We start from the raw sequence: 18,556 nt of genomic DNA, 5'->3' as shown, positions 1-18,556 counted from the left end.
CTCAGTACGAGCGGGGCATGCCGAGCACATGCTCGGCGATGAAGGACAGCACGAGATTGGTCGAGATCGGCGCCACCTGATAGAGCCGCGTCTCGCGGAATTTGCGCTCGACGTCGTATTCCTCGGCAAATCCAAAGCCGCCATGGGTCTGGACGCAGGCGTTGGCCGCTTCCCACGACGCATCGGCCGCCAGCATCTTGGCCATGTTGGCCTCCGCGCCGCAGTCGAGCCCGGCCTCGTATTTGCGCGTCGCTTCCTTCACCATCAGTTCGGCGGCGCGCATCGCAGCGTAGGCCTTGGCGATCGGAAACTGGATGCCTTGATTCTGGCCGATCGGCCGGCCGAAAACGCTGCGCTCCTTGGCGTAATTGGTGGCCTTCGCGATGAACCATTTGGCGTCGCCAACGCATTCGGCCGCGATCAGGATCCGTTCGGCATTCATGCCGGAGAGGATGTAGCGAAAGCCCTTGCCCTCTTCGCCGATCAGATTTTCCGCCGGCACCTTCATGTCGGTAAAGAACACTTCGGTGGTGGCGTGGTTCATCATGGTGCGGATCGGGCGGATCTCGAGGCCCTTGTCCTTGGCTTCGCGCATGTCGACGATGAACACCGAAAGTCCATCCGTGCGCTTCTTGACCTGGTCCTTCGGCGTGGTCCGCGCCAGCAGGAGCATCAGGTCGGAATGTTCGGCGCGGCTGGTCCAGATCTTCTGGCCGTTGACGATGTAGCCGGCGTTGCCGTCCTTGCGCGCAAAAGTCTTCAGCGAGGTGGTGTCGGTGCCGCTGGTCGGCTCGGTGACGCCGAAGGCCTGCAGCCGCAATTCGCCGCTCGCGACCTTCGGCAGATATTTTGCCTTTTGCTCGTCGTTGCCGTGCCGCAGCACGGTGCCCATCGTGTACATCTGGGCGTGGCAGCCGCCGCCGTTGCAGCCCGCGCGCTGGATCTCTTCGAGGATCGCGGCGGCCGCAGAAAGCTTCAGGCCGGCGCCGCCATACTCCTCGGGGATCAGCACCGAGAGATAACCGGCCTCGGTCAGCGCGTCGACGAAGGCCTTGGGGTAGGCCATCTCACGGTCGAGCTTGCGCCAGTATTCGCCGGGAAACTGCGCGCAGAGCTTTGCGACGGCTTCGCGGATATCGGCGTGATCTTCGGTGTGGTGTTCTTCACTCATGGGGTTTCCCGTATGTGCGGCAGTTAGGATAACGCCGGCCGATCCTCTGGCGTTGTGAAAACAATGCCAGCCCCCTATGCTCATTTGCTATAGCGTATGGAGTAGCCTTCCAGGATTGGCAAGCATGGATTTCCGTCAGCTCAGGACCTTCAGTTGCGTGGCGGAGCTCGGCAGCCTTTCCAAGGCGTCCGATACGTTGCGTGTGGCGCAGCCGGCGCTCTCCAGGCAGATCAAGCTGCTGGAACACGAGCTGCGCACCGAATTGTTCACTCGCAACGGCCGCGGCATGGTGCTCACGGATGCCGGCCGCCTCTTGCTGGCGCGCACCTCCGGCATCGTGCGGCAGATCGACCAGATCCGGGACGACATCCAGTCGTCCAAGGGGCCGCCGTCCGGCCAGGTCGTGCTTGGCCTGGTCCCGACCGTGAGCTGCGTGCTGTCGGCGCGCTTCGCGCGGCGCTGCGTCGAAAAGTTTCCCGGCATTTCGCTGCGCATCGTCGAGAGCTACAGCGGTCATCTCGTCGAATGGCTGCATCGCGGCGAGATGGATCTCGCCATCCTCTACGGCCGCTCCGCCGATCTGCATCTCAACGTGGAGAGCCTCGGTCGCGACAACATCGTCGCGGTGGGTCCACGCGGTTGTGGCTTGGCGCGCAAGAAGAGCGTCGATGTCGGCTGGCTGCTGCGGCAACGGCTGGTGCTGCCCAGTCATTCCCACGGCCTCCGTGCGCTGATTGAGCACGCGGCGGCGCAACGCAAGATCAAGCTCAACGTCCAGCTCGAGGCGGATTCGTTCCGCGTGCTCACGAGCCTCGTCGAGGAAGGCCTCGGCTTCGCGCTGCTGCCGCCCTCGTCGGTCCACGGCGAGGTCGCGGACGGGCGGCTGGAAACGGCTGTCGTCTCGAAGCCGATGACGCGCGAGCTCATATTCGCCTCTCCGATCGACCGTCCGGTCTCGACGGCCTCGGTTGCCGTCACCGCCCTCCTGCGCGAGGAGGTCGCCGCCTGCCGCAAGGACGGCGTGTGGGACATCAAGTTGAGTTAGGCGTGCCCACGTCGTAGAACAGTCGCGCGCGATCTCGCCTTCGCATTTGGCGTGACCTGTCATGCCGGAATTTTATAGCTGAGTGTTCCCGCGTTCACCGCTGGGGCTTCGAGGCGCACAAGTCGCCAAAATCTCGTCATTGCGAGCGTAGCGAAGCAATCCAGGAATCCCCCCGCGGTGACAAGTCTGGATTGCTTCGCTGCGCTCGCAATGACGGAGGATGAGTCTACCCCGGAATCCTCACCGGCAGCGACTCATACCCCTTGATGAAGCTCGAATAGATCCGCTTGGGCTCGCCGACCACCTCGATGCGGTCGAAGCGCTTCAGCATCTCTTCCCAGACGATCTTGAGCTGGAGTTCGGCGAGGCGCATGCCGACGCAGCGGTGGATGCCGAAGCCGAAGGAGAGGTGGGTGCGCGGCCGCGGGCGGTCGATGACGAACTCGTTCGGCCTCTCGAACATCTCCTCGTCGCGGTTGCCGGAGACGTACCACATCACGACGCGGTCGCCCTTCTTGATGTGTTTGCCGCCAACTTCAGTGTCCTGCAGCGCGGTGCGCCGCATATGCGCGAGCGGGGTCTGCCAGCGGATCACTTCTGGCACCATGGAATCAATCAGTTCCGGGTTGGCGCGCAGTCTGTCGTACTGCTCCGGATTCTCGTTCAATGCCAGCACCGAGCCGGTCATGGTGTTGCGCGTGGTGTCGTTGCCGCCGACGATGAGCAGGATGATGTTGCCCATGAGATTGTCGGGATCCATGAACCGCGTGGCGTCGTTGTGCGCCATCAGCGACAGCAGATCGTTGCGCGGCGCGGAATTGACGCGCTCATTCCACAGCTTGGACATGTAAGCGTAGCATTCGTCCATCTCGCGGCGGCGCTCTTCGGCGGAGGCAACGATGCCGCTCTTGGGCAGCGCGGTCGCGACATCGGACCAGCGCGTCAGCTTGCGCCGTTCCTCCCAGGGGAAGTCGAACAGGGTGGCCAGCATCTGCGTCGTCAGCTCAATCGAGACGCGCTCGACGAAATTGAAGGTTTCGTTGCGCGGCAGATTGTCGAGCACGGTCTGCGAGCGCTGGCGGATCAGTTTCGCCAGTTCGTCCAGATGCGTCGGCGTGAACATCGGCGACACCGTCTTGCGCTGCGACGAATGACGGGGCTGGTCCATGGCGATGAAGCTCGGCCAGTCATAACCTTCCGGCACGTCGCGGATCCCGATGCCGCCGAGCGTCGAGTCGGAGGAGAACAGGCCGTGGTTGGTGTCGACATGCATGATGTCGTCGTACTTGACCACCGACCAATACGGCTCGATCGGCGCGTTGGTGCAGTAATGCACCGGCTCTTCCTTGCGCAGCCGCTCGAACCACGGCCACAGGGTGTCGTCCTGGAACAGCCTCGGCGCGCCGGGGTGGAACTGCGCCAGCGGTGTCGCATAGGCCTCCTCGCGAGCCCTGCGCATGCGTTCGGCGTTGTCCACTTTAACCGGCGCTTGGATGTTCATGGTGGGTTGCTCCAGTTGCTTGCTTAACCTCTCCCGCGTGCGGGAGAGGGGCGCAGCTTCTTGTGGACGTGTCGAACTCATCTTTGCGAATCTAAGCCGCAATCTTGACCGGCAAGGCTTCAAGACCCTTCACGAAACTCGAATAGACCCGCTTGGGTTCGCCGACCACCTCGATATGGTCGAATCGCTTGAGGATCTCTTCCCAGATAATCTTGAGCTGGAGTTCGGCAAGCCGCAAGCCGACGCAGCGGTGGATGCCGAAGCCGAATGAGAGATGCGTGCGCGGCCGCGCGCGGTCAATGATGAATTCGTAGGGCTTTTCGATCGCGTCGGCGTCGCGGTTGCCCGAAACGTACCACATCACGACCTTGTCACCTTTCTTGATCTGCTTGCCGCGGAACTCGAAGTCCGCAAGCGCGGTGCGCCGCATATGGGCCAGCGGCGTCTGCCAGCGGATCACTTCCGGCACGAAGCTGTCGAGCAGCGCGGGGTTGTCGCGCAGCTTGCGATATTGCTCCGGATGCTGGCTCAGTGCGTCGAGCGAGCCGGACATGGTGTTGCGGGTGGTGTCGTTGCCGCCGACGATCAGAAGGATCAGATTGCCGAGGAAGTTCTTCGCGTCCATGTCGCGCGTCGCGGCACCATGTGCCATCATCGACAACAGGTCGCTCTTCGGCGGCTGCGCGATGCGCTCCTTCCACAGCCGCGTGAAATAGCCCGCGCATTCCGTCAGCTCGGCCTGACGCTCGTCTTCGGTGGCGACGAGGCCGTCGGGTCCGGGAATGGTGGTCGCGATGTCCGACCAGCGCGTCAACTTGCGGCGCTCCTCCCAGGGGAAGTCGAACAGCACGGCGAGCATCTGCGTGGTGAGCTCGATCGAGACGCGGTCGACCCAGTCGAACACCTCGCCACGCGGCAGATTGTCCAGGCACTCCGCCGAGCGCTGGCGGATGCTCAGCGCGAGATTGTCCAGATGCGTCGGCGTGAACATCGGCGCCACGGTCTTGCGCTGCGCCGCGTGGCGCGGCGGGTCCATCGAGATAAAGCTCTCGCGGCGCAGATCCGGATCGATGTCGCGGATGGTGATGCCGCCGAGCGAGGAGGCCGAGGAGAACACCGAATGATTGGTCTCGATCTCCATGATGTCGTTGTAGCGCGTCACCGACCAATACGGCCCGAACATCGAGTCCTTGCAATAGTGCACGGGATCTTCGCGGCGCAGGCGATCGAAATAGGGCCAGAACGTATCGGTCCTGAACAGCTCGGGGTCGCCTGGATCGAACTGCTCCAGCGGCAGTGACGTTGCGCGTGCGCGTAACGCGTCGAGCTTCGCCGCGCTTTCGATGGTCCCATGCATGACCGCTCTCCCTGACATGAACCGCGCGTTCTCGTTGAATTCTGCGCTGCGGTATTTGATTTGCAATTACAACCCGTTGTCTGCGCCGGAGCAAGGGCGAGTTTTGCCAAGATCTCGCCGGTAGCCCGGATGGAGCGAAGCGTAATCCGGGATTCGGGCGGCCACTGCCGCTGTCCCGGATTGCGCTTCGCTCCATCCGGGCTACGCGACATTCGCGAACGTGATCTCGCGCACGCTCTCGGCCGCGGAATCGTGCCAGAAATCGACCCGAATCGAGCCAAATCGAACCCGCCCGTCTTGGGCATCGACTAATCTCTGATCTATAGTTTGATCGAACCAGATCCGCATCCCGAGGTTGCCGCCGTGAACGACATGCAATGGGCCCCCATCGGCTCCGAACCCTTGCCTCCGCCGCTGCCGCCCACGCGGGTCGATTTCACCGGCAACCGCGCCGAGTTTCGCAAATTGGTCACCAAGGGTGCCCTGCTCGAGCTCGTCACCTTCGGCTTCTACCGGTTCTGGCTCGTCACCGACATCCGCCGTCATCTGTGGGCGAACACCGCGGTCGACGGCGATGCCGCCGAATATACCGGGCGGGCCAGGGAGCTTCTGGTCGGCTTTCTGTTCGCGCTCGCAATCCTGGTGCCGATCTACCTCGCCTACTTCCTTGTCGGCATCGAGTTCGAGCGCTGGCAGGGCTTTGCCTCCACGCCGCTGTTCATCAGCTTCTACGCCTTCGGTCAGTTCGCGATCTTTCGCGCGCGGCGCTATCGCCTGACGCGCACGGTCTGGCGCGGCGTGCGGTTCTGGATGGACGGATCGGGCTGGGCCTATTCGTTCCGCGCCATGCTGTGGGGCTTGCTGGTGTTTCTGACGCTTGGTCTCGCATTGCCGTGGCGCGAGGCTTCGCTCGAACGCTACAAGATGCGGCACACCCATTACGGCGATTTGCGCGGCGATTTCGAAGCCGACGGCTGGACGTTCTTCAAGCGGGGCTGGTGGCTGTGGCTGCTGAGCCCGATCGCGCTCGTCATTTTCCCCCTCGCTCCGTTCGTTTATGCCGAGTTCAAGGCGCGCGAATGGCGCTGGTGCCTCGACGGCATTCGCATCGGCGGCGTCAGCCTGTCCTCGGAGTTGCCGCACAACGCATTTTACGGCCTGTACTGGAAGGTGGTCGGCTGGTGGCTGCTGCTCTCGACCATTTTCGGCTTCTATATTGGCGGTGCCACCATGCTCGTCGTCCAGCTGAGCGGCGTTCCGGCCGACGAAGTCTTCGCCCCCGGAAATGCCTCCAGAAGCATCCCGATGCTGGTGATGATGGTCATCGGCTACTTCGCCGTCGCCCTTGCGGTCAACATCGTCATGCGGGTCTATCTCCAGCGCGATCTCTGGGCCAAGGTGCTGGAAACCGTCGAGGTGCACAACATCGCCGCCGCCGCGGATGTGCGTGGCAGTGCCGAGCTTGCCAGCGCGCTGGGCGAAGGCTTTGCCGATGGACTCGATGTCGCGGGATTCTGAGCTGTGAGTGACGTATTCGCCGAGGCCCCGGCGCAGTCCGCGAAGCCGACGATCTTTTTCGACGGCGTGTCGAGCCGCAGACGGCAGGTGACGCTGACGCTCAGCGACGCGCTCGAGATCGTCGAAGAGGGCGGGACGCCCGTTCGCTGGGCCTATGCCGACATCCGCCGCGCCGACAGCCCGCCCGGCATTTTGCGGCTCGCCTGCGCTTCCGCGCCGCCGCTGGCGCGGCTGGAAATCCGCGACGCTCTGCTCGCGTCGGACGTGACCGCGCGCTGCATGCGGCTCGACGACCACCAGACCTCGCGTCGCGGCGTCGCAAAGATCGTCGGCTGGTCGATGGCTGCCGCCGTCTCCATCGTCTGCGTCGTGCTGTTCGGCGTGCCACTCGCTGCCGACCGCCTCGCGCCGCTGGTGCCGAAACCAATCGAGCGGCGCATCGGCGATGCGTCGGAGGTTCAGGTGAAGACCATCTTCGGCCGCAATGTATGCGAGGATGCGGCGGGGAAAGCGGCGTTCATCAAACTCGTCAATCGGCTGCGCGATGCCGCCGGCCTCGACGACGATTCTATGACCGCGGGCGTGCTGCCGACCCCGGTGCCGAACGCGTTCGCGCTGCCCGGCGGCAAGGTCTTTGTGCTGAAGGGCCTGCTCGACAAGGCCGAAAGCCCGGACGAGCTCGCCGGCATCCTCGCCCACGAGCTCGGTCATCTCAAGCATTACGACAACATGCGCGGCCTGATCTACAACGGCGGCACCTCGTTCCTGATCGGCCTGTTGTTCGGCGACGTCACCGGCTCGAGCGCCGTGATCTTCGCCTCGCGCAGCGTGGTCGAGGCCTCCTATTCCCGCGAAGCCGAGACCGCTGCGGATACGTTCGCCATCGAGATCATGCATAAGCTCGGCCGTTCGCCGAAGCCTGCGGCCGAGCTGATGTTCCGCATCACCGGCAAGGAAGGCGGCGGCCTCACGTCGATCCTGGCGAGCCATCCGTTGACCGAGGACCGCCTCGCCCGCATGACGAAAGAAGACCGCCCCGCCAGCGGTCCGCCGCTGCTGACCGATGCGGAGTGGCAGTCGCTGAAGGGGATCTGCGGCAGCGGCAAGATCTGAATCTCTCGCCGCCCCGCGTTGGCCCCGCGCCAAATCATCCGTCGGCGAGGAACGATCGCTCGGGGAGTGGTTATCCCCCGATAGACAGCGGGAATGTTCCTCATGGCTTACAGTTGTTTCGTCACGATGATCGCGGCTTCCACCGTGATCATGTTTGGTCTGATGTATCTCAACACCTTCGCTCTCGATCACGTCTGGTACAGCCAGACCCGGACGTGGATGGCGTTGCTGATGGGCGCCGTCATGGCCGCCGTGATGCTGGGCTTCATGTGGGGCATGTACAGGAACCGCACGGCGAATCTCGCCATTCTGGCCGCCAGCGCCGTCGTGTTTGCGGTTTCGCTCTGGCTCGTTCGAAGCCAGCAGACCGTGACCGATGTTGCCTATATGGAGGCGATGATCCCGCATCATTCCATCGCGGTTCTCACCAGCGAGCGTGCGCACATCAGGGATCCCCGCGTCCGCAAGCTGGCCGACGACATCATCGAAGCCCAGGTGCGCGAGATCGGCGAGATGGAACGGTTGATCGCCGACCTCAAGGAGAAGCCCGCGCCTGCGGACGCGAAGGATTTGCCGCCGCGGCCGCCGACCTGACGAAGCGGCCCTCGTATCACTTTGCCGGGGCGGCCGGATTGGTCGAGCCCGTGGTGACGCTCGGCGCGTTGGTCGGGCTGGTGGTGGTCGTCTGGGGACCGACATCGCGTCCATTGTAGAAGAAGACGGCCGCGACCACGGCGATCACGAAGATCGCGCCGATAGCCCAGCCCACCGGGCTGTTGCGGCGTGCTCTGTCTGCCCTGCGATCGTCATCCTGATAGGTCATCATGCTCTCCATCGTAGAGCAGGAAAACCTTGTGCGAGCGAAGCTGTTCCTAACGTGGCGCGGTTCGCAGGCCGGCGCCTATCGCGTCCCGTAGGCGCGGTCGCCGGCGTCGCCGAGGCCCGGCAAAATGAAACCGTTCTCGTCGAGACCTTCGTCGACCGCGGCCGTCCAGATCGGGACGTCCGGATGCAGTCCGCGCAGCCGTTCGAGCCCTTCGGGGGCGGCGATCAGGCAGGCGAGGCGAATATCCTTGGCGCCGCGCTCCTTCAGCCGGTCGATCGCGGCCACAGCGGTGTTGGCGGTCGCCACCACCGGCGTCACCACGATGGCCAGGCGTTCGCCGAGGTCGGACGGCGATTTGAAGAAATACTCGACCGCCGCAAAACTGTGCGGCTCGCGGTAGAGCCCGATATGCGCGACGCGCGCCGTCGGCACCAGGTCCATCATGCCGTCGACGAAGGTCGTGCCCGCGCGCAGCATCGGCACGAAGACCAGCTTCTTGCCCGCGATCTTGGCCGAATGCATCGTCGCCAGCGGCGTTTCGATAACGGTATCGGCGAGTGGCAGGTCGCGCGTCACCTCGTAGCACAGCAGCATGCCGATCTCCTTGATCAGCTCCCGAAACGATTTGGTCGAGATCGATTTGTCCCGCACCAGGGTCAGCTTGTGCTGCACCAGCGGATGATCGACGATCGTGACGCCTTGCATGACGGGATGCTCCTGAAATTGATCGATGGGCAATGCGACGCGTTTGGATTACGCGTTAGAAAACCGTGCCGTCGCTGATCACCTTGAGCGGCGGCGAACCATCGGGGCGGCGCGCGAAGGCGATGGCGCGGCCCGCGGCCCAGGTGCCGCCTTCCAGAATGCTGGCGAGCGGCAATGTCTCAGGCGTGCGGCCGAGTTTTGCGCGGACCAAATCGGCCAGCCGGTCCAGCAGCGCCACCGTCAGCGCGCGCCACTCGACGACGAGCAGTGAGTCCACCTCATGCGCACGCTCGGCATCGGCGGCGTCGCGCAGGCGCAACACCTCGTGATCGACGAACAGGCCGCCGTTGCGATATTCGGCAAGTCCGGTCAGGCCATCGATGTCGGTGACGTCGAACCCGGCGCGCTGGAGCGGCTCGATCAACGAATAGCTCAGCCATTGCGACAGCTTGTGCAGGGGCACGAGGCTCGAGGTCGCATCGCTGGTCTTGATCGCCGGATGGCGCCAGCAATCGCCGAGCGGAATTCCGGCAAGCTCGAGTCGCGACGGCCAGATCGGTCCGAGCTGGTTCAGCACCGCCGAGAGGATCGTGGGCGCGGGGACCGCGCCGCCCTTCGCCAGCGCCGCGATGTGATCGAACAAGCCGCCCGGCCGCGGCGTGTCGTGCGAGCCGAACACGTCCGCGCGCTCCGCCACTAGCTTGCCCAAGCGCCGCAGCAGATCGGTCCGTCCCTCGAGCCCGAGCAGCGGATTGGTATCGTTCACCTGAAAGGCGGAGGTGAGGGAGGCGAGGGGCAGTTTAGCAAGGATGTCCGCATCGGCCCTGAAAGGCGCGCGGGGATCGTGGGAAAAAAGACCGCTCGCAAACATGTCGAGACTTGCAATCGCGAGTCCCTCGGATCGGCCGATGTCTTGCTCCGTCGTCACGTCGCGATATCGCCACGCCGCGCCCGCACCGGCATCAAGCAGCACGCTGACGATGGCAAGGTCGAACTCCGCGCGCGCCCGCGCGGCGCGATCCGGCCACGGGGCCGCGTCCGCGAGCCGCGCCCATCGGTTGACGCCGCCAAGCACGAAATGGCGCCAGCGCGCATGAAAGGGAATCTCCAGCGTCGGATAGGCTTTTCGCGTGACAGCCAACACGGCGTCGGCAACGCCGTCCATGCGATCGAGATCGATCGTGAAATGCGTCAGCCCGCCGTTCAGGCCGATCTCGAACATCTCGCCGGCACGCGCACGAACCGCTGCTGCGCTGAGCAGCGAACGGGCCTGCAATTCCAAAGCCTCTGCCATCAATCGATCAGTATTTTTCCAGCGAACGCCCGACCACGCCGTCGACGTCCTTCTCCGGCGCGATGTCGGTGGAGTAATAGCCGGCGGCCTTCTTCGCGGCGATCTCGACATAGGCGTCGGCGGGAATGAGCTCGGGCGGGATCGGCACGCGCTCGACGATGTCGATGCCCTGCGAGGTCAACGCGTCATGCTTCATGTCGCTCATCGAGAGGAAGCGGTCGATGCGCTTCAGGCCGAGCCAGTGGATGGTATCGGGCATCAATTGCTGGAAGCGCGCGTCCTGGACGCCGGCGACGCATTCGGTGCGCTCGAAATAGGCGGCGGCCGCGTCGCCGTCCTCCTGGCGCTTGCGCGCGTTGTAGACCAGGAATTTCGTGACCTCGCCGAGCGCGCGGCCTTCTTTGCGATTGTAGATCACGAGCCCGAGCCCGCCCTCCTGCGCGCCGCGCGCGGACTCCTCGATGCCGTGAATGAGGTAGGGCCGGCAGGTGCAGATGTCGGAGCCGAACACGTCGGAGCCGTTGCACTCGTCATGCACGCGGCAGGTGATCTTGGTGCGATGGTCCGGCAGTTTTGTCACATCGCCGAACATATACACGGTGGTGCCGCCGATCGGCGGCAGGAACACCTTCATGTCCGGCCGGGTCACCAGTTCGGGGAACATGCCGGCGGTCTGCTCGAACAGCGTGCGCCGCAGCTCGGTCTCGTTGGTCGCGAAGCGTTCCGCAAGGCCCGGCAGATACCAGACCGGATCGATCGCGATCTTCACCACCGACACGCTGCCATTGGCATGCACGACGTCGCCGTCGGCGCGTAGGCGCTTGGCGGCGAGCGCCTCGCGGATCTCCGGCAGGTCCAGTCGCGCACGCGTCACCGCGATGCTCGGCCTGATGTCGGAACCCTCGGCGATCTCCTTGCCGAAATTCTCGGCGACGAGATGCCCCCAGGGATCGAGTGCGACGATTTTTGCGGGATCGCTCCATTGCGGGAACGGCCCGATGGTCGCGGCCGGAAAGGTGTTGGTGAGATCGGGCCTACGGATCGGATCGAGCGCGCCGGCGGACACCGCGAGCGCGCGGTACATCGCATAGGACCCGCCATGGCTGCCGATCACGTTGCGATCCCCGGCGCGCGACACCGTGCCGATGATCGGCCCGCGGGCCCGTGCGTCGGCGGCGCCCCAGTGGATCGGGAAGGCCGCCTTCCGGCCCGGCTCCGGATGGGAGGTGAGGCGGATGTGGTCGGTACGGTTCGCTCGGCTCATGACCAAACTCCCAAAAAGCCAACGGCCCGCCGCTCGGACGGGCCTGGCTCTGCGGCGTTGCCGGTGCGGTCACCGGCGACGCAATCCAACATATTGTAGCGGCCAGCCACGACAGACAAGTTAATCGTGCTGCACAGGGCAGGCGGCTCGCGGCCAAATCCCCGTCATCACCGAGCCGGCAGGGGCTGCGTGAGAGCCACGCCACCACACTGGCCGACCTCGATGAAATCGCTGTAAGGCGATGAAGTAATTATGTTTTTCGTGCTTTCAAGGGGCGGTGCACGGCTTGCGTGGCGGGCGTCGAGTTTCCGGACAAAACGTGTCATCAAACCAAACGTACAGATCGCCTTTGCCCGATCGCCTGCCTCATCGTCTTCCCTGGAGACCGCCATGCCCGCCGCCGCCTACATCGATCCCCGCAACGGACAGCTCTATCCGCTCGACCAGCCGCGCTGGTGCTCGGACGAGCGCACGCCGCTGCTGGTGACGCCGGGGGAAGGGATGTCGCGGGAGGAGATCGAGCCGCGCACGCGATCGCTCTGGCGCTACCGGGCGGCGCTGCCGGTCGAGATCAAGACTCCGATCACGCTCGGCGAAGGCTGCACGCCGCTGGTCCAGCAGGCCTGGGGCGAGCTGCGCCCGTTCTTCAAGCTTGAATGGTTCAACCCCACCGGCAGCTTCAAGGACCGCGGCTCCGCCGTGATGCTGTCCTTTCTTCGGCAGATCGGCGTCGAGGCCATTCTGGAGGACTCGTCGGGCAATGGCGGCTCGTCGATGGCGGGGTTAGGTGCCGCCGGCGGCATGCGCGTGAAGATTCTCGCGCCTGCATCGACGTCGCCGGCCAAGATCGCGCAGGTCCGCGCCTATGGCGCCGCGGTGCAGCTGGTCGAGGGCCCGCGCGAGGAATCGGAGGCCGAGGCCATCCGGCAGTCCAGCCAGACCTTCTACGCCAGCCACAACTGGCAGCCGTTTTTTCTCGAAGGCACCAAGTCGCTCGCCTATGAGATCTGGGAAGATCTCGGCTTTCGCGCCCCCGACAACGTCATCGTCCCCGTCGGTGCCGGCAGCTCTCTGCTCGGTTGCGCCTTTGGTTTCCGTGAGCTGTTGAAAGCCGGTCAGATCACCAAGCTGCCGCGCCTGTTTGCGGCGCAGCCGCTCCATTGCTCGCCGATCGATGCAAGCTTCAAGGCGGGCGTCGATACGCCTGTCGCGCGCGAGGTGAACAAGACCATCGCCGAAGGCACTGCGATCAAGCATCCGCTGCGCCTGCGCGAGATCATCGGCGCGTTGCGTGAGAGCGGCGGCGGCACCATCGCGCTCACCGAGGATGAGATCGTCGCCGCGCTGCGGCGTCTTGCGCGGCAGGGCCTGTTTGCCGAGCCGACCAGCGCAAGTGCTGCCGCCGTGGTGGACAAACTATCCGCCACCGGTGCCATCAAGGCGAACGAGACCACCGTCGCGGTTCTCACCGGCACCGGCCTCAAGGCCGCGACCATCGTTGCCGATCTCGTGCAATAGGACCGCGAGGAGGCGAAGCCGTCGCCGTCATGGGCCCGCGTTGAACCTTTGGCATCCCTCGTCAGCCTCATGGAGATTGACATCGAGCGAAGGGAGAGTTCCATGACCGCGCAAGACCCGTTTGCTGGTTTCAAGGCAGTCCAGAAGGAAGCCTGGTCGCTGTTCACGCCGATGGAGGTGTTCACGACGCCCTCGGCCGCCAAGCTCGTGAGTTTCGCCGGGGTCGCGACCGGCCAAAGGCTGCTCGACGTCGGCTGCGGCACCGGCGTCGCCGCGATCACGGCGGCGCGCCGCGGAGCGAAGGTCAGGGGTCTCGACCTGTCGCCTGTCCTGGTCGAGCGCGCCCGCGAGCACGCGCAGCTGGCGAACCTCGATCTCGACTTCACCGAAGGTGACGCCGAAAGCCTGCCCTACGGCGACAACGAGTTCGACGTCGTGCTCAGCCAGTTCGGCCACATGTTCGCGCCGCGCCCCGAGGTCGCCATCGGCGAGATGCTGCGCGTGCTCAAGCCCGGCGGCACCATCGCCTTCTCCACCTGGCCGCCGCATCTCTATGTCGGGCGGATGTTCGCGTTGATCGGCCGCCATCTGCCGCCGCCCGAGGGCGTGGCATCACCGGTGTCGTGGGGCGATCCGAAGATCGTCGCCGAACGTCTCGCGGGGAAAGTGAAGGACATCGCCTTCGACATGGACATCATGACACCGTCCGCACTCAGCCCGCAGCATTTCCGCCGCACCATGGAAACGACGATCGGGCCTTTGATCAAGCTCGTCGCCCAGTACAAGGACGAGCCGGACAGGCTGCGGAGTTTTCGCAGCGAGTTCGAGGCGCTGATCTCCGAATATTTCGACGGAAGCAACAACGTGATGCGCCAGCAATTTTTGATGTCGAAGGCAAGGAAGGCGTGAGGCGGCGTTGACGGTGACTTCCCTTCTCCCCTTGCGGGAGAAGGTGGCGCGAAGCGCCGGATGAGGGGTTCTATCGGCGAACTAGGACGTGAAAGATTTACGTGCGGAGAGAGACCCCTCATCCGTCTCGCCGCTACGCGGCGAGCCACCTTCTCCCGCAAGGGGAGAAGGTGGAAGTTCTCTACTCCTTCAGTTCGTTCACCCGCTTCACCCAGATGCGCACATCTGTGAGCACGTCGGGCAGCACCGCCTTGACCTCATGTATGGTCATGCCGGCCTTGATGCGGGGATCGTAGAGCAGGTTGAGGATGTACTGGTCGTAGACGTCGAAATAGCCCATCGAGACGTTGTCGTTGAACATGGTCCAGGGCACGCTCGCGGTGTCGTTGATCGGGCCGAGCGATTGCAGCAGCTCCTCATAGGCGCAGTCGAGAAAGGTGAAATCGCCGTTGTCGACGGTGAGGATGACGTCGGAATGCTCGATCTCGAAATTGTCGTTCTTGCGAAACCCTGACAGGCATTGCGGATCGAGCGAGGTGCGGATCTCGCGGGCCTTCTCCGCACCGTAGAAGCTCGAGATGGTGCGGAACAGATCGCGGTCGCGCACGAGCTTCACTCGCACATTCGCCGCCTCGCTGCTGTCGATCATGGCGATGTCGAGATGCTGCACGCGCTTGCCGATGTCGGCCACGACCTTTGCGAGCTGCGCCTTGCGGTCGGCGCGGTCGCTCTCGGCGAACACGCGCACCGGCCCGTCGAACTTGCGGATGCGGTCGACACGGCCGGCAAGGTGGTATTCGGCGCCGAACGCCGTCTTGAGAAAGCCATCGACGATCTCGCCGTCGGTAAAGCTCTTCTTCTCGGCGCGCTGGCGCGAGGCGATCGCGGGCAATTAGCCCGCGACGACGATGGTAGCGGTGTCAGGGGCAAACGCGACGGTGGCGAGCGCCAGCAGGGCGATGCGAAAGCCGGACGAAGGCAGGGCCATTGCGCTCATTGCCGGGCGACGCTGCCGTATTCGGAAGCGACGCACAAGGCCGCATATTCACGCGCCCTGCGGGTTCCTGCTCTAGTTGTTCAGCACGACCACGGTGGTGCCGACCCCGACGCGGCCGTAGAGGTCGCTGACGTCCTCGTTGGTCATGCGGAAGCAGCCCGAGGACACCGCCTGGCCGATCGTCTCCGGCTCGTTGGAGCCGTGGATCCGGTAGAGCGTCGAACCCAGATACATCGCGCGCGCACCGAGCGGATTCTCGACGCCGCCCTTCATATGACGCGGCAGGTCCGGCCGGCGGGCCAGCATCTGCGACGGCGGCGTCCAGTCCGGCCATTCCTTCTTGGCGGTGATCCTGTGCACGCCGCCCCAGCGGAAGCCGTCGCGGCCGACGCCGATGCCGTAGCGCAGGGCCTGGCCGTTCTGGAGCACCAGATAGAGCCGGCGCTCCGAGGTGTTCACCACGATCGTGCCGGGGGCGTAATTGCCGTTATACATGACGGTGGTACGGGGGACCGGGCTCGAGCCGCCGCGGAAGAAATTCGGGCCGCCGCCCATGATGTCGCGCGAGTCGAACTCCTCGGCGAAGGCGCCGCCGGCGGTAGCCGACAGCAGTGCGATGGCGGCAAGCGGCGCGGCAAAAAACCGGATCATTGTTCCCCCAGCAAAAAAATCGATTCAACTGAAGTCACAGGCCATATTTGCGAGCTTTCCGCAAGCCACGGCACCGTGAGGGAGGCATCCTTAATGAACGGCGTTACCAAATCGGCAACCATGCCAATTTGCCGGAAAGCATTAGCCAAACGGGCGCATCGCAGGGCGGCGATGCCGGCTATTGCTTTGACGAGACGAGCGAACAATGATTGATCGGACGGATTGTTGGAACATTGCCGGTTGCAGGAGCTGACGGATGAACGGTGCGGAAAGTCTGGTGCGGACGATGGTCAAGGGCGGGGTCGACGTCTGCTTCTCCAACCCCGGCACCTCCGAGATGCATTTTGTCGCAGCGCTGGACCGCGTGCCCGGCATGCGTTGCGTGCTCGGCCTGTTCGAAGGCGTGGTGACCGGCGCCGCCGACGGCTATTTCCGCATGAAGGGCACGCCGGCCTCGACGCTGCTGCATCTCGGTCCCGGCCTCGCCAACGGCCTTGCCAATCTGCACAACGCCAAGAAGGCGAATTCCGGCATCGTCAACATCGTCGGCCAGCACGCCGTCTACCACATCGGCTACAACGCGCCGCTGACCTCCGACATCGAGGGTCTGGCCCGGCCGATGTCCTCCTGGGTCCGGACCTCGCCGGACTCCAAATCGGTCGCCGCCGACGGTGCCGCGGCGATCGCCGCCGCCAAGAGCGCGCCGCCGCAGATCGCGACCCTGATCCTGCCTGCCGACACCGCCTGGAACGAAGCGGACGGCATCGCCGAGGTTCCGGCCGAGCAGCAGCGCGCGAGCTATTCGCCGCAGGCGGTCGAGCAGGCCGCAAAGATCCTGCACGGCGACGGCGAGGGCACGCTGCTGCTGATGACCGGCAGTGCGCTGAGCGAGCAGGGCCTGGCGCTGGCCGAGCGCATCGCCGCCAAGACCGGCTGCACCGTGATGGGCCCGACCTTCCGTCCCAGAATGGCGCGCGGCCGCGGCCGCTTCTCGATCGATCGCATCCATTACGTGATCGACAACGCGCTGCAGATGCTGGCGAGGTTCCGCCATATCGTGCTGGTCGAGTCCGACGATCCCGTGGCCTTCTTCGCCTATCCGAACAAGCCGAGCATCCTCAAGCCCGAAGGCTGCGACGTGCATCGCATGACCTCTTGGGGTGAGAATTCGGTGGCAGCGCTGGAGGCGCTCGCCGGCGCGGTGAAGGCCAGCGCGAAGGACGTCAAGCCGCAGGCCTCGGCCGAGCTGCTCAAGCCGACCGGCGCACTGACCCACGCCTCGATCGCGCAGTCGATCGCCTATGCGATCCCCGAGAATGCGATCCTGGTCGACGAATCCCTCACCACCGGCCGCGCCTTCTTCCCGCCGACGGCGGCGGCTGCTCCGCACGACTGGCTCCAGAACATGGGCGGCTCGATCGGCTTCTCGACGCCGCTCTCGATTGGTGCCGCGATCGCCTGCCCGGACCGCAAGGTGATCTGCATGGTCGGCGACGGCAGCGCGATGTACACGATCCAGTCGCTGTGGACCCAGGCTCGTGAAAACCTCAACATCGTCACCATCGTGTTCGCCAATCGCATCTACCAGATCCTGCGCGGCGAGTTCGACAATGTCGGCGCCGGCGAGCCCGGCCAGCGCGCCAACGACATGCTTCGCCTCGACCGGCCGACGCTGGATTTCGTGGCGCTGGCCAAGGGCATGGGCGTGCCCGGCCGCGCCGTTACCAACGCGGACGAGTTCAACAAGGCGCTGGCCGAAGCCGTCGCCGAGCCCGGTCCGCGGCTTATCGAAGTCCAGATGTGATATCTGATTGGCGCGCCGCGATTCCGGCCCTCATGTAGCCCGGATGGAGCGCAGCGTAATCCGGGACACTGTGCGTTTTGCGAGAACCCGGATTGCGCTACGCTCCATCCGGGCTACTCATGGCTTTGAAATGGAGCGCCGAGTGGCCGGGGGGCAAGATGCAGACCGAGCTGAACAAGGTGATCGCGGCGCTCCGGGACTTCTACGCCCACGAAGCATTCCTGTTCGAGAAGGACATCGGCGAGCGTGCCATCACGCACCGCTTCGCTGTATATCTGGAGAAGCAGTTCTCCGGCTGGTCGGTCGATTGCAACTACGACCGGCTCGGCGAACGTACGCTGCATCTTCCGCACGGCACCATCATCTCGACCGACGATCACCTGGGCAAGTCGATCTATCCTGACGTCGTCGTGCATCAGCGCGAGATCCCGAACAATCTGCTGACCGTGGAGATCCGCAAGGCGAGCAATCACACCGCGCTTGACCATGACCAGCACAAGCTGATGGCGCTGACCGATGCGCATGTCTGGTTCGCCTTCTGGATCGGCGTGCTGCTGGTGCTGGACAAGAACAACGTGACGATCTCGGAAGTCTATGTCAGCGGCGTCCTTGAGCAACCGCTGTCGCGCTGGTTCGCGACCCGGCTGGAGGAGATCGGCCTGAGGGCTGCGCGTTAAGGCGAGTGCCGAGATTGTCGCGTTTAATTCAGCTATTGCTTTGAGTCATAATCCAAGGGCGATCTCGGCCCATTTCAACATGCGGTCGCTATTGAGGAATGACAGCACCGCCGGCTCCAGTGACGCGGTCGCGCCCGGTGCGAGCAAAGCCGTCGCGGCTACCATGTCGCAGCGTTGATTGAAGGCGAGTGAGAGCGCGGCCTTGG

At 64.4% G+C, this 18,556-nt stretch carries 18 protein-coding genes; 8 read left to right on the top strand and 10 right to left on the bottom strand.

Annotated elements, in window-relative coordinates; translation table 11 throughout:
- Position 1: 1 nt before the first annotated feature.
- Complete coding sequence (locus tag AC0L3P_RS27815; RefSeq protein WP_473306876.1) at positions 2 to 1,171, bottom strand: acyl-CoA dehydrogenase family protein; 1,170 nt, start codon at positions 1,169 to 1,171, stop codon at positions 2 to 4.
- Positions 1,172 to 1,295: 124 nt separating this feature from the next.
- Between AC0L3P_RS27815 and AC0L3P_RS27810 the strand changes: the two genes are divergently transcribed.
- Positions 1,296 to 2,216, top strand: coding sequence for a LysR substrate-binding domain-containing protein (locus AC0L3P_RS27810; protein WP_275173645.1), 921 nt, complete (start codon positions 1,296 to 1,298; stop codon positions 2,214 to 2,216).
- A 226-nt stretch (positions 2,217 to 2,442) separates the two neighbouring features.
- Here AC0L3P_RS27810 and AC0L3P_RS27805 read toward each other — a convergent pair whose 3' ends face one another.
- Entirely contained in the window at positions 2,443 to 3,717 is a 1,275-nt protein-coding gene (locus tag AC0L3P_RS27805; RefSeq protein WP_275173646.1) for a cytochrome P450, read from the bottom strand.
- Between the two features lie 91 nt (positions 3,718 to 3,808).
- Positions 3,809 to 5,074 carry a cytochrome P450 gene (locus tag AC0L3P_RS27800; protein ID WP_473306869.1) on the bottom strand — a complete coding sequence of 422 codons (1,266 nt, stop codon included), beginning with the start codon at positions 5,072 to 5,074 and terminating at the stop codon, positions 3,809 to 3,811.
- Positions 5,075 to 5,437: 363 nt separating this feature from the next.
- Between AC0L3P_RS27800 and AC0L3P_RS27795 the strand changes: the two genes are divergently transcribed.
- From AC0L3P_RS27795 to AC0L3P_RS27785, 3 genes are all read left to right on the top strand, one after another.
- Positions 5,438 to 6,592, top strand: a complete 1,155-nt coding sequence (locus tag AC0L3P_RS27795) for a YjgN family protein (RefSeq protein ID WP_473306983.1) — start codon at positions 5,438 to 5,440, stop codon at positions 6,590 to 6,592.
- A gap of 3 nt (positions 6,593 to 6,595) precedes the next feature.
- Positions 6,596 to 7,705 (top strand): M48 family metallopeptidase, encoded by a 1,110-nt coding sequence (locus AC0L3P_RS27790; protein WP_473306866.1) that lies wholly within the window; start codon positions 6,596 to 6,598, stop codon positions 7,703 to 7,705.
- Positions 7,706 to 7,807: 102 nt separating this feature from the next.
- Entirely contained in the window at positions 7,808 to 8,299 is a 492-nt protein-coding gene (locus AC0L3P_RS27785) for a DUF305 domain-containing protein (RefSeq protein ID WP_473306863.1), read from the top strand.
- A 16-nt stretch (positions 8,300 to 8,315) separates the two neighbouring features.
- Here the strand turns inward: AC0L3P_RS27785 and AC0L3P_RS27780 are convergent, their stop codons facing one another.
- The 4 genes from AC0L3P_RS27780 to AC0L3P_RS27765 all read right to left on the bottom strand — a co-directional run bounded on the left by AC0L3P_RS27780 (position 8,316) and on the right by AC0L3P_RS27765 (position 11,794).
- Complete coding sequence (locus AC0L3P_RS27780) at positions 8,316 to 8,528, bottom strand: hypothetical protein (RefSeq protein ID WP_473306859.1); 213 nt, start codon at positions 8,526 to 8,528, stop codon at positions 8,316 to 8,318.
- A 78-nt stretch (positions 8,529 to 8,606) separates the two neighbouring features.
- Entirely contained in the window at positions 8,607 to 9,236 is a 630-nt protein-coding gene (upp, locus tag AC0L3P_RS27775) for a uracil phosphoribosyltransferase (protein ID WP_027520210.1), read from the bottom strand.
- Between the two features lie 55 nt (positions 9,237 to 9,291).
- Positions 9,292 to 10,530: a URC4/urg3 family protein gene (locus AC0L3P_RS27770; RefSeq protein WP_275173651.1), complete on the bottom strand. Its 1,239-nt coding sequence runs from the start codon at positions 10,528 to 10,530 to the stop codon at positions 9,292 to 9,294.
- Positions 10,531 to 10,537: 7 nt separating this feature from the next.
- Positions 10,538 to 11,794, bottom strand: a complete 1,257-nt coding sequence (locus AC0L3P_RS27765) for a GTP cyclohydrolase II (protein WP_275173652.1) — start codon at positions 11,792 to 11,794, stop codon at positions 10,538 to 10,540.
- A 390-nt stretch (positions 11,795 to 12,184) separates the two neighbouring features.
- Here AC0L3P_RS27765 and AC0L3P_RS27760 point away from each other — a divergent pair, with 390 nt between their 5' ends.
- Together AC0L3P_RS27760 and AC0L3P_RS27755 are read left to right on the top strand one after the other, a co-directional pair.
- Entirely contained in the window at positions 12,185 to 13,312 is a 1,128-nt protein-coding gene (locus AC0L3P_RS27760) for a threonine synthase (RefSeq protein WP_275173653.1), read from the top strand.
- A gap of 102 nt (positions 13,313 to 13,414) precedes the next feature.
- Positions 13,415 to 14,221, top strand: a complete 807-nt coding sequence (locus AC0L3P_RS27755) for a class I SAM-dependent methyltransferase (protein ID WP_275173654.1) — start codon at positions 13,415 to 13,417, stop codon at positions 14,219 to 14,221.
- A gap of 181 nt (positions 14,222 to 14,402) precedes the next feature.
- On the opposite strand, the gene AC0L3P_RS27750 is transcribed toward AC0L3P_RS27755, so the two are convergent.
- The 3 genes from AC0L3P_RS27750 to AC0L3P_RS27740 form a co-directional block, all read right to left on the bottom strand.
- Positions 14,403 to 15,113: a DUF2927 domain-containing protein gene (locus AC0L3P_RS27750; protein WP_473306849.1), complete on the bottom strand. Its 711-nt coding sequence runs from the start codon at positions 15,111 to 15,113 to the stop codon at positions 14,403 to 14,405.
- A 177-nt stretch (positions 15,114 to 15,290) separates the two neighbouring features.
- Positions 15,291 to 15,869 carry a L,D-transpeptidase gene (locus AC0L3P_RS27745; protein WP_275173656.1) on the bottom strand — a complete coding sequence of 193 codons (579 nt, stop codon included), beginning with the start codon at positions 15,867 to 15,869 and terminating at the stop codon, positions 15,291 to 15,293.
- Positions 15,866 to 16,075 (bottom strand): hypothetical protein, encoded by a 210-nt coding sequence (locus AC0L3P_RS27740; protein WP_275173657.1) that lies wholly within the window; start codon positions 16,073 to 16,075, stop codon positions 15,866 to 15,868. The genes AC0L3P_RS27745 and AC0L3P_RS27740 overlap by 4 nt, the downstream gene beginning before the upstream one ends.
- A gap of 50 nt (positions 16,076 to 16,125) precedes the next feature.
- On the opposite strand from AC0L3P_RS27740, the gene AC0L3P_RS27735 reads away from it, so the two are divergent.
- Positions 16,126 to 17,673: an acetolactate synthase large subunit gene (locus tag AC0L3P_RS27735; protein WP_473306842.1), complete on the top strand. Its 1,548-nt coding sequence runs from the start codon at positions 16,126 to 16,128 to the stop codon at positions 17,671 to 17,673.
- 158 nt (positions 17,674 to 17,831) lie between these two features.
- A complete protein-coding gene (locus AC0L3P_RS27730; protein WP_354207960.1) occupies positions 17,832 to 18,350 on the top strand; it encodes a hypothetical protein in 519 nt (172 codons plus the stop codon).
- Positions 18,351 to 18,556 lie beyond the last annotated feature (206 nt).

The organism is Bradyrhizobium sp. WSM4874 (assembly GCF_055811835.1).
This window is presented reverse-complemented; position numbering and strand designations above follow the sequence as displayed.

Bases quoted from the DNA above. Each gene is read 5' to 3' on its own strand.
- AC0L3P_RS27815 (WP_473306876.1), bottom strand. From the start codon at position 1,171: ATGAGTGAAGAACACCACACCGAAGATCACGCCGATATCCGCGAAGCC.
- AC0L3P_RS27810 (WP_275173645.1), top strand. From the start codon at position 1,296: ATGGATTTCCGTCAGCTCAGGACCTTCAGTTGCGTGGCGGAGCTCGGC.
- AC0L3P_RS27805 (WP_275173646.1), bottom strand. From the start codon at position 3,717: ATGAACATCCAAGCGCCGGTTAAAGTGGACAACGCCGAACGCATGCGC.
- AC0L3P_RS27800 (WP_473306869.1), bottom strand. From the start codon at position 5,074: ATGCATGGGACCATCGAAAGCGCGGCGAAGCTCGACGCGTTACGCGCA.
- AC0L3P_RS27785 (WP_473306863.1), top strand. From the start codon at position 7,808: ATGGCTTACAGTTGTTTCGTCACGATGATCGCGGCTTCCACCGTGATC.
- AC0L3P_RS27780 (WP_473306859.1), bottom strand. From the start codon at position 8,528: ATGACCTATCAGGATGACGATCGCAGGGCAGACAGAGCACGCCGCAAC.
- upp (WP_027520210.1), bottom strand. From the start codon at position 9,236: ATGCAAGGCGTCACGATCGTCGATCATCCGCTGGTGCAGCACAAGCTG.
- AC0L3P_RS27770 (WP_275173651.1), bottom strand. From the start codon at position 10,530: ATGGCAGAGGCTTTGGAATTGCAGGCCCGTTCGCTGCTCAGCGCAGCA.
- AC0L3P_RS27765 (WP_275173652.1), bottom strand. From the start codon at position 11,794: ATGAGCCGAGCGAACCGTACCGACCACATCCGCCTCACCTCCCATCCG.
- AC0L3P_RS27760 (WP_275173653.1), top strand. From the start codon at position 12,185: ATGCCCGCCGCCGCCTACATCGATCCCCGCAACGGACAGCTCTATCCG.
- AC0L3P_RS27755 (WP_275173654.1), top strand. From the start codon at position 13,415: ATGACCGCGCAAGACCCGTTTGCTGGTTTCAAGGCAGTCCAGAAGGAA.
- AC0L3P_RS27745 (WP_275173656.1), bottom strand. From the start codon at position 15,869: ATGATCCGGTTTTTTGCCGCGCCGCTTGCCGCCATCGCACTGCTGTCG.
- AC0L3P_RS27735 (WP_473306842.1), top strand. From the start codon at position 16,126: ATGAACGGTGCGGAAAGTCTGGTGCGGACGATGGTCAAGGGCGGGGTC.
- AC0L3P_RS27730 (WP_354207960.1), top strand. From the start codon at position 17,832: ATGCAGACCGAGCTGAACAAGGTGATCGCGGCGCTCCGGGACTTCTAC.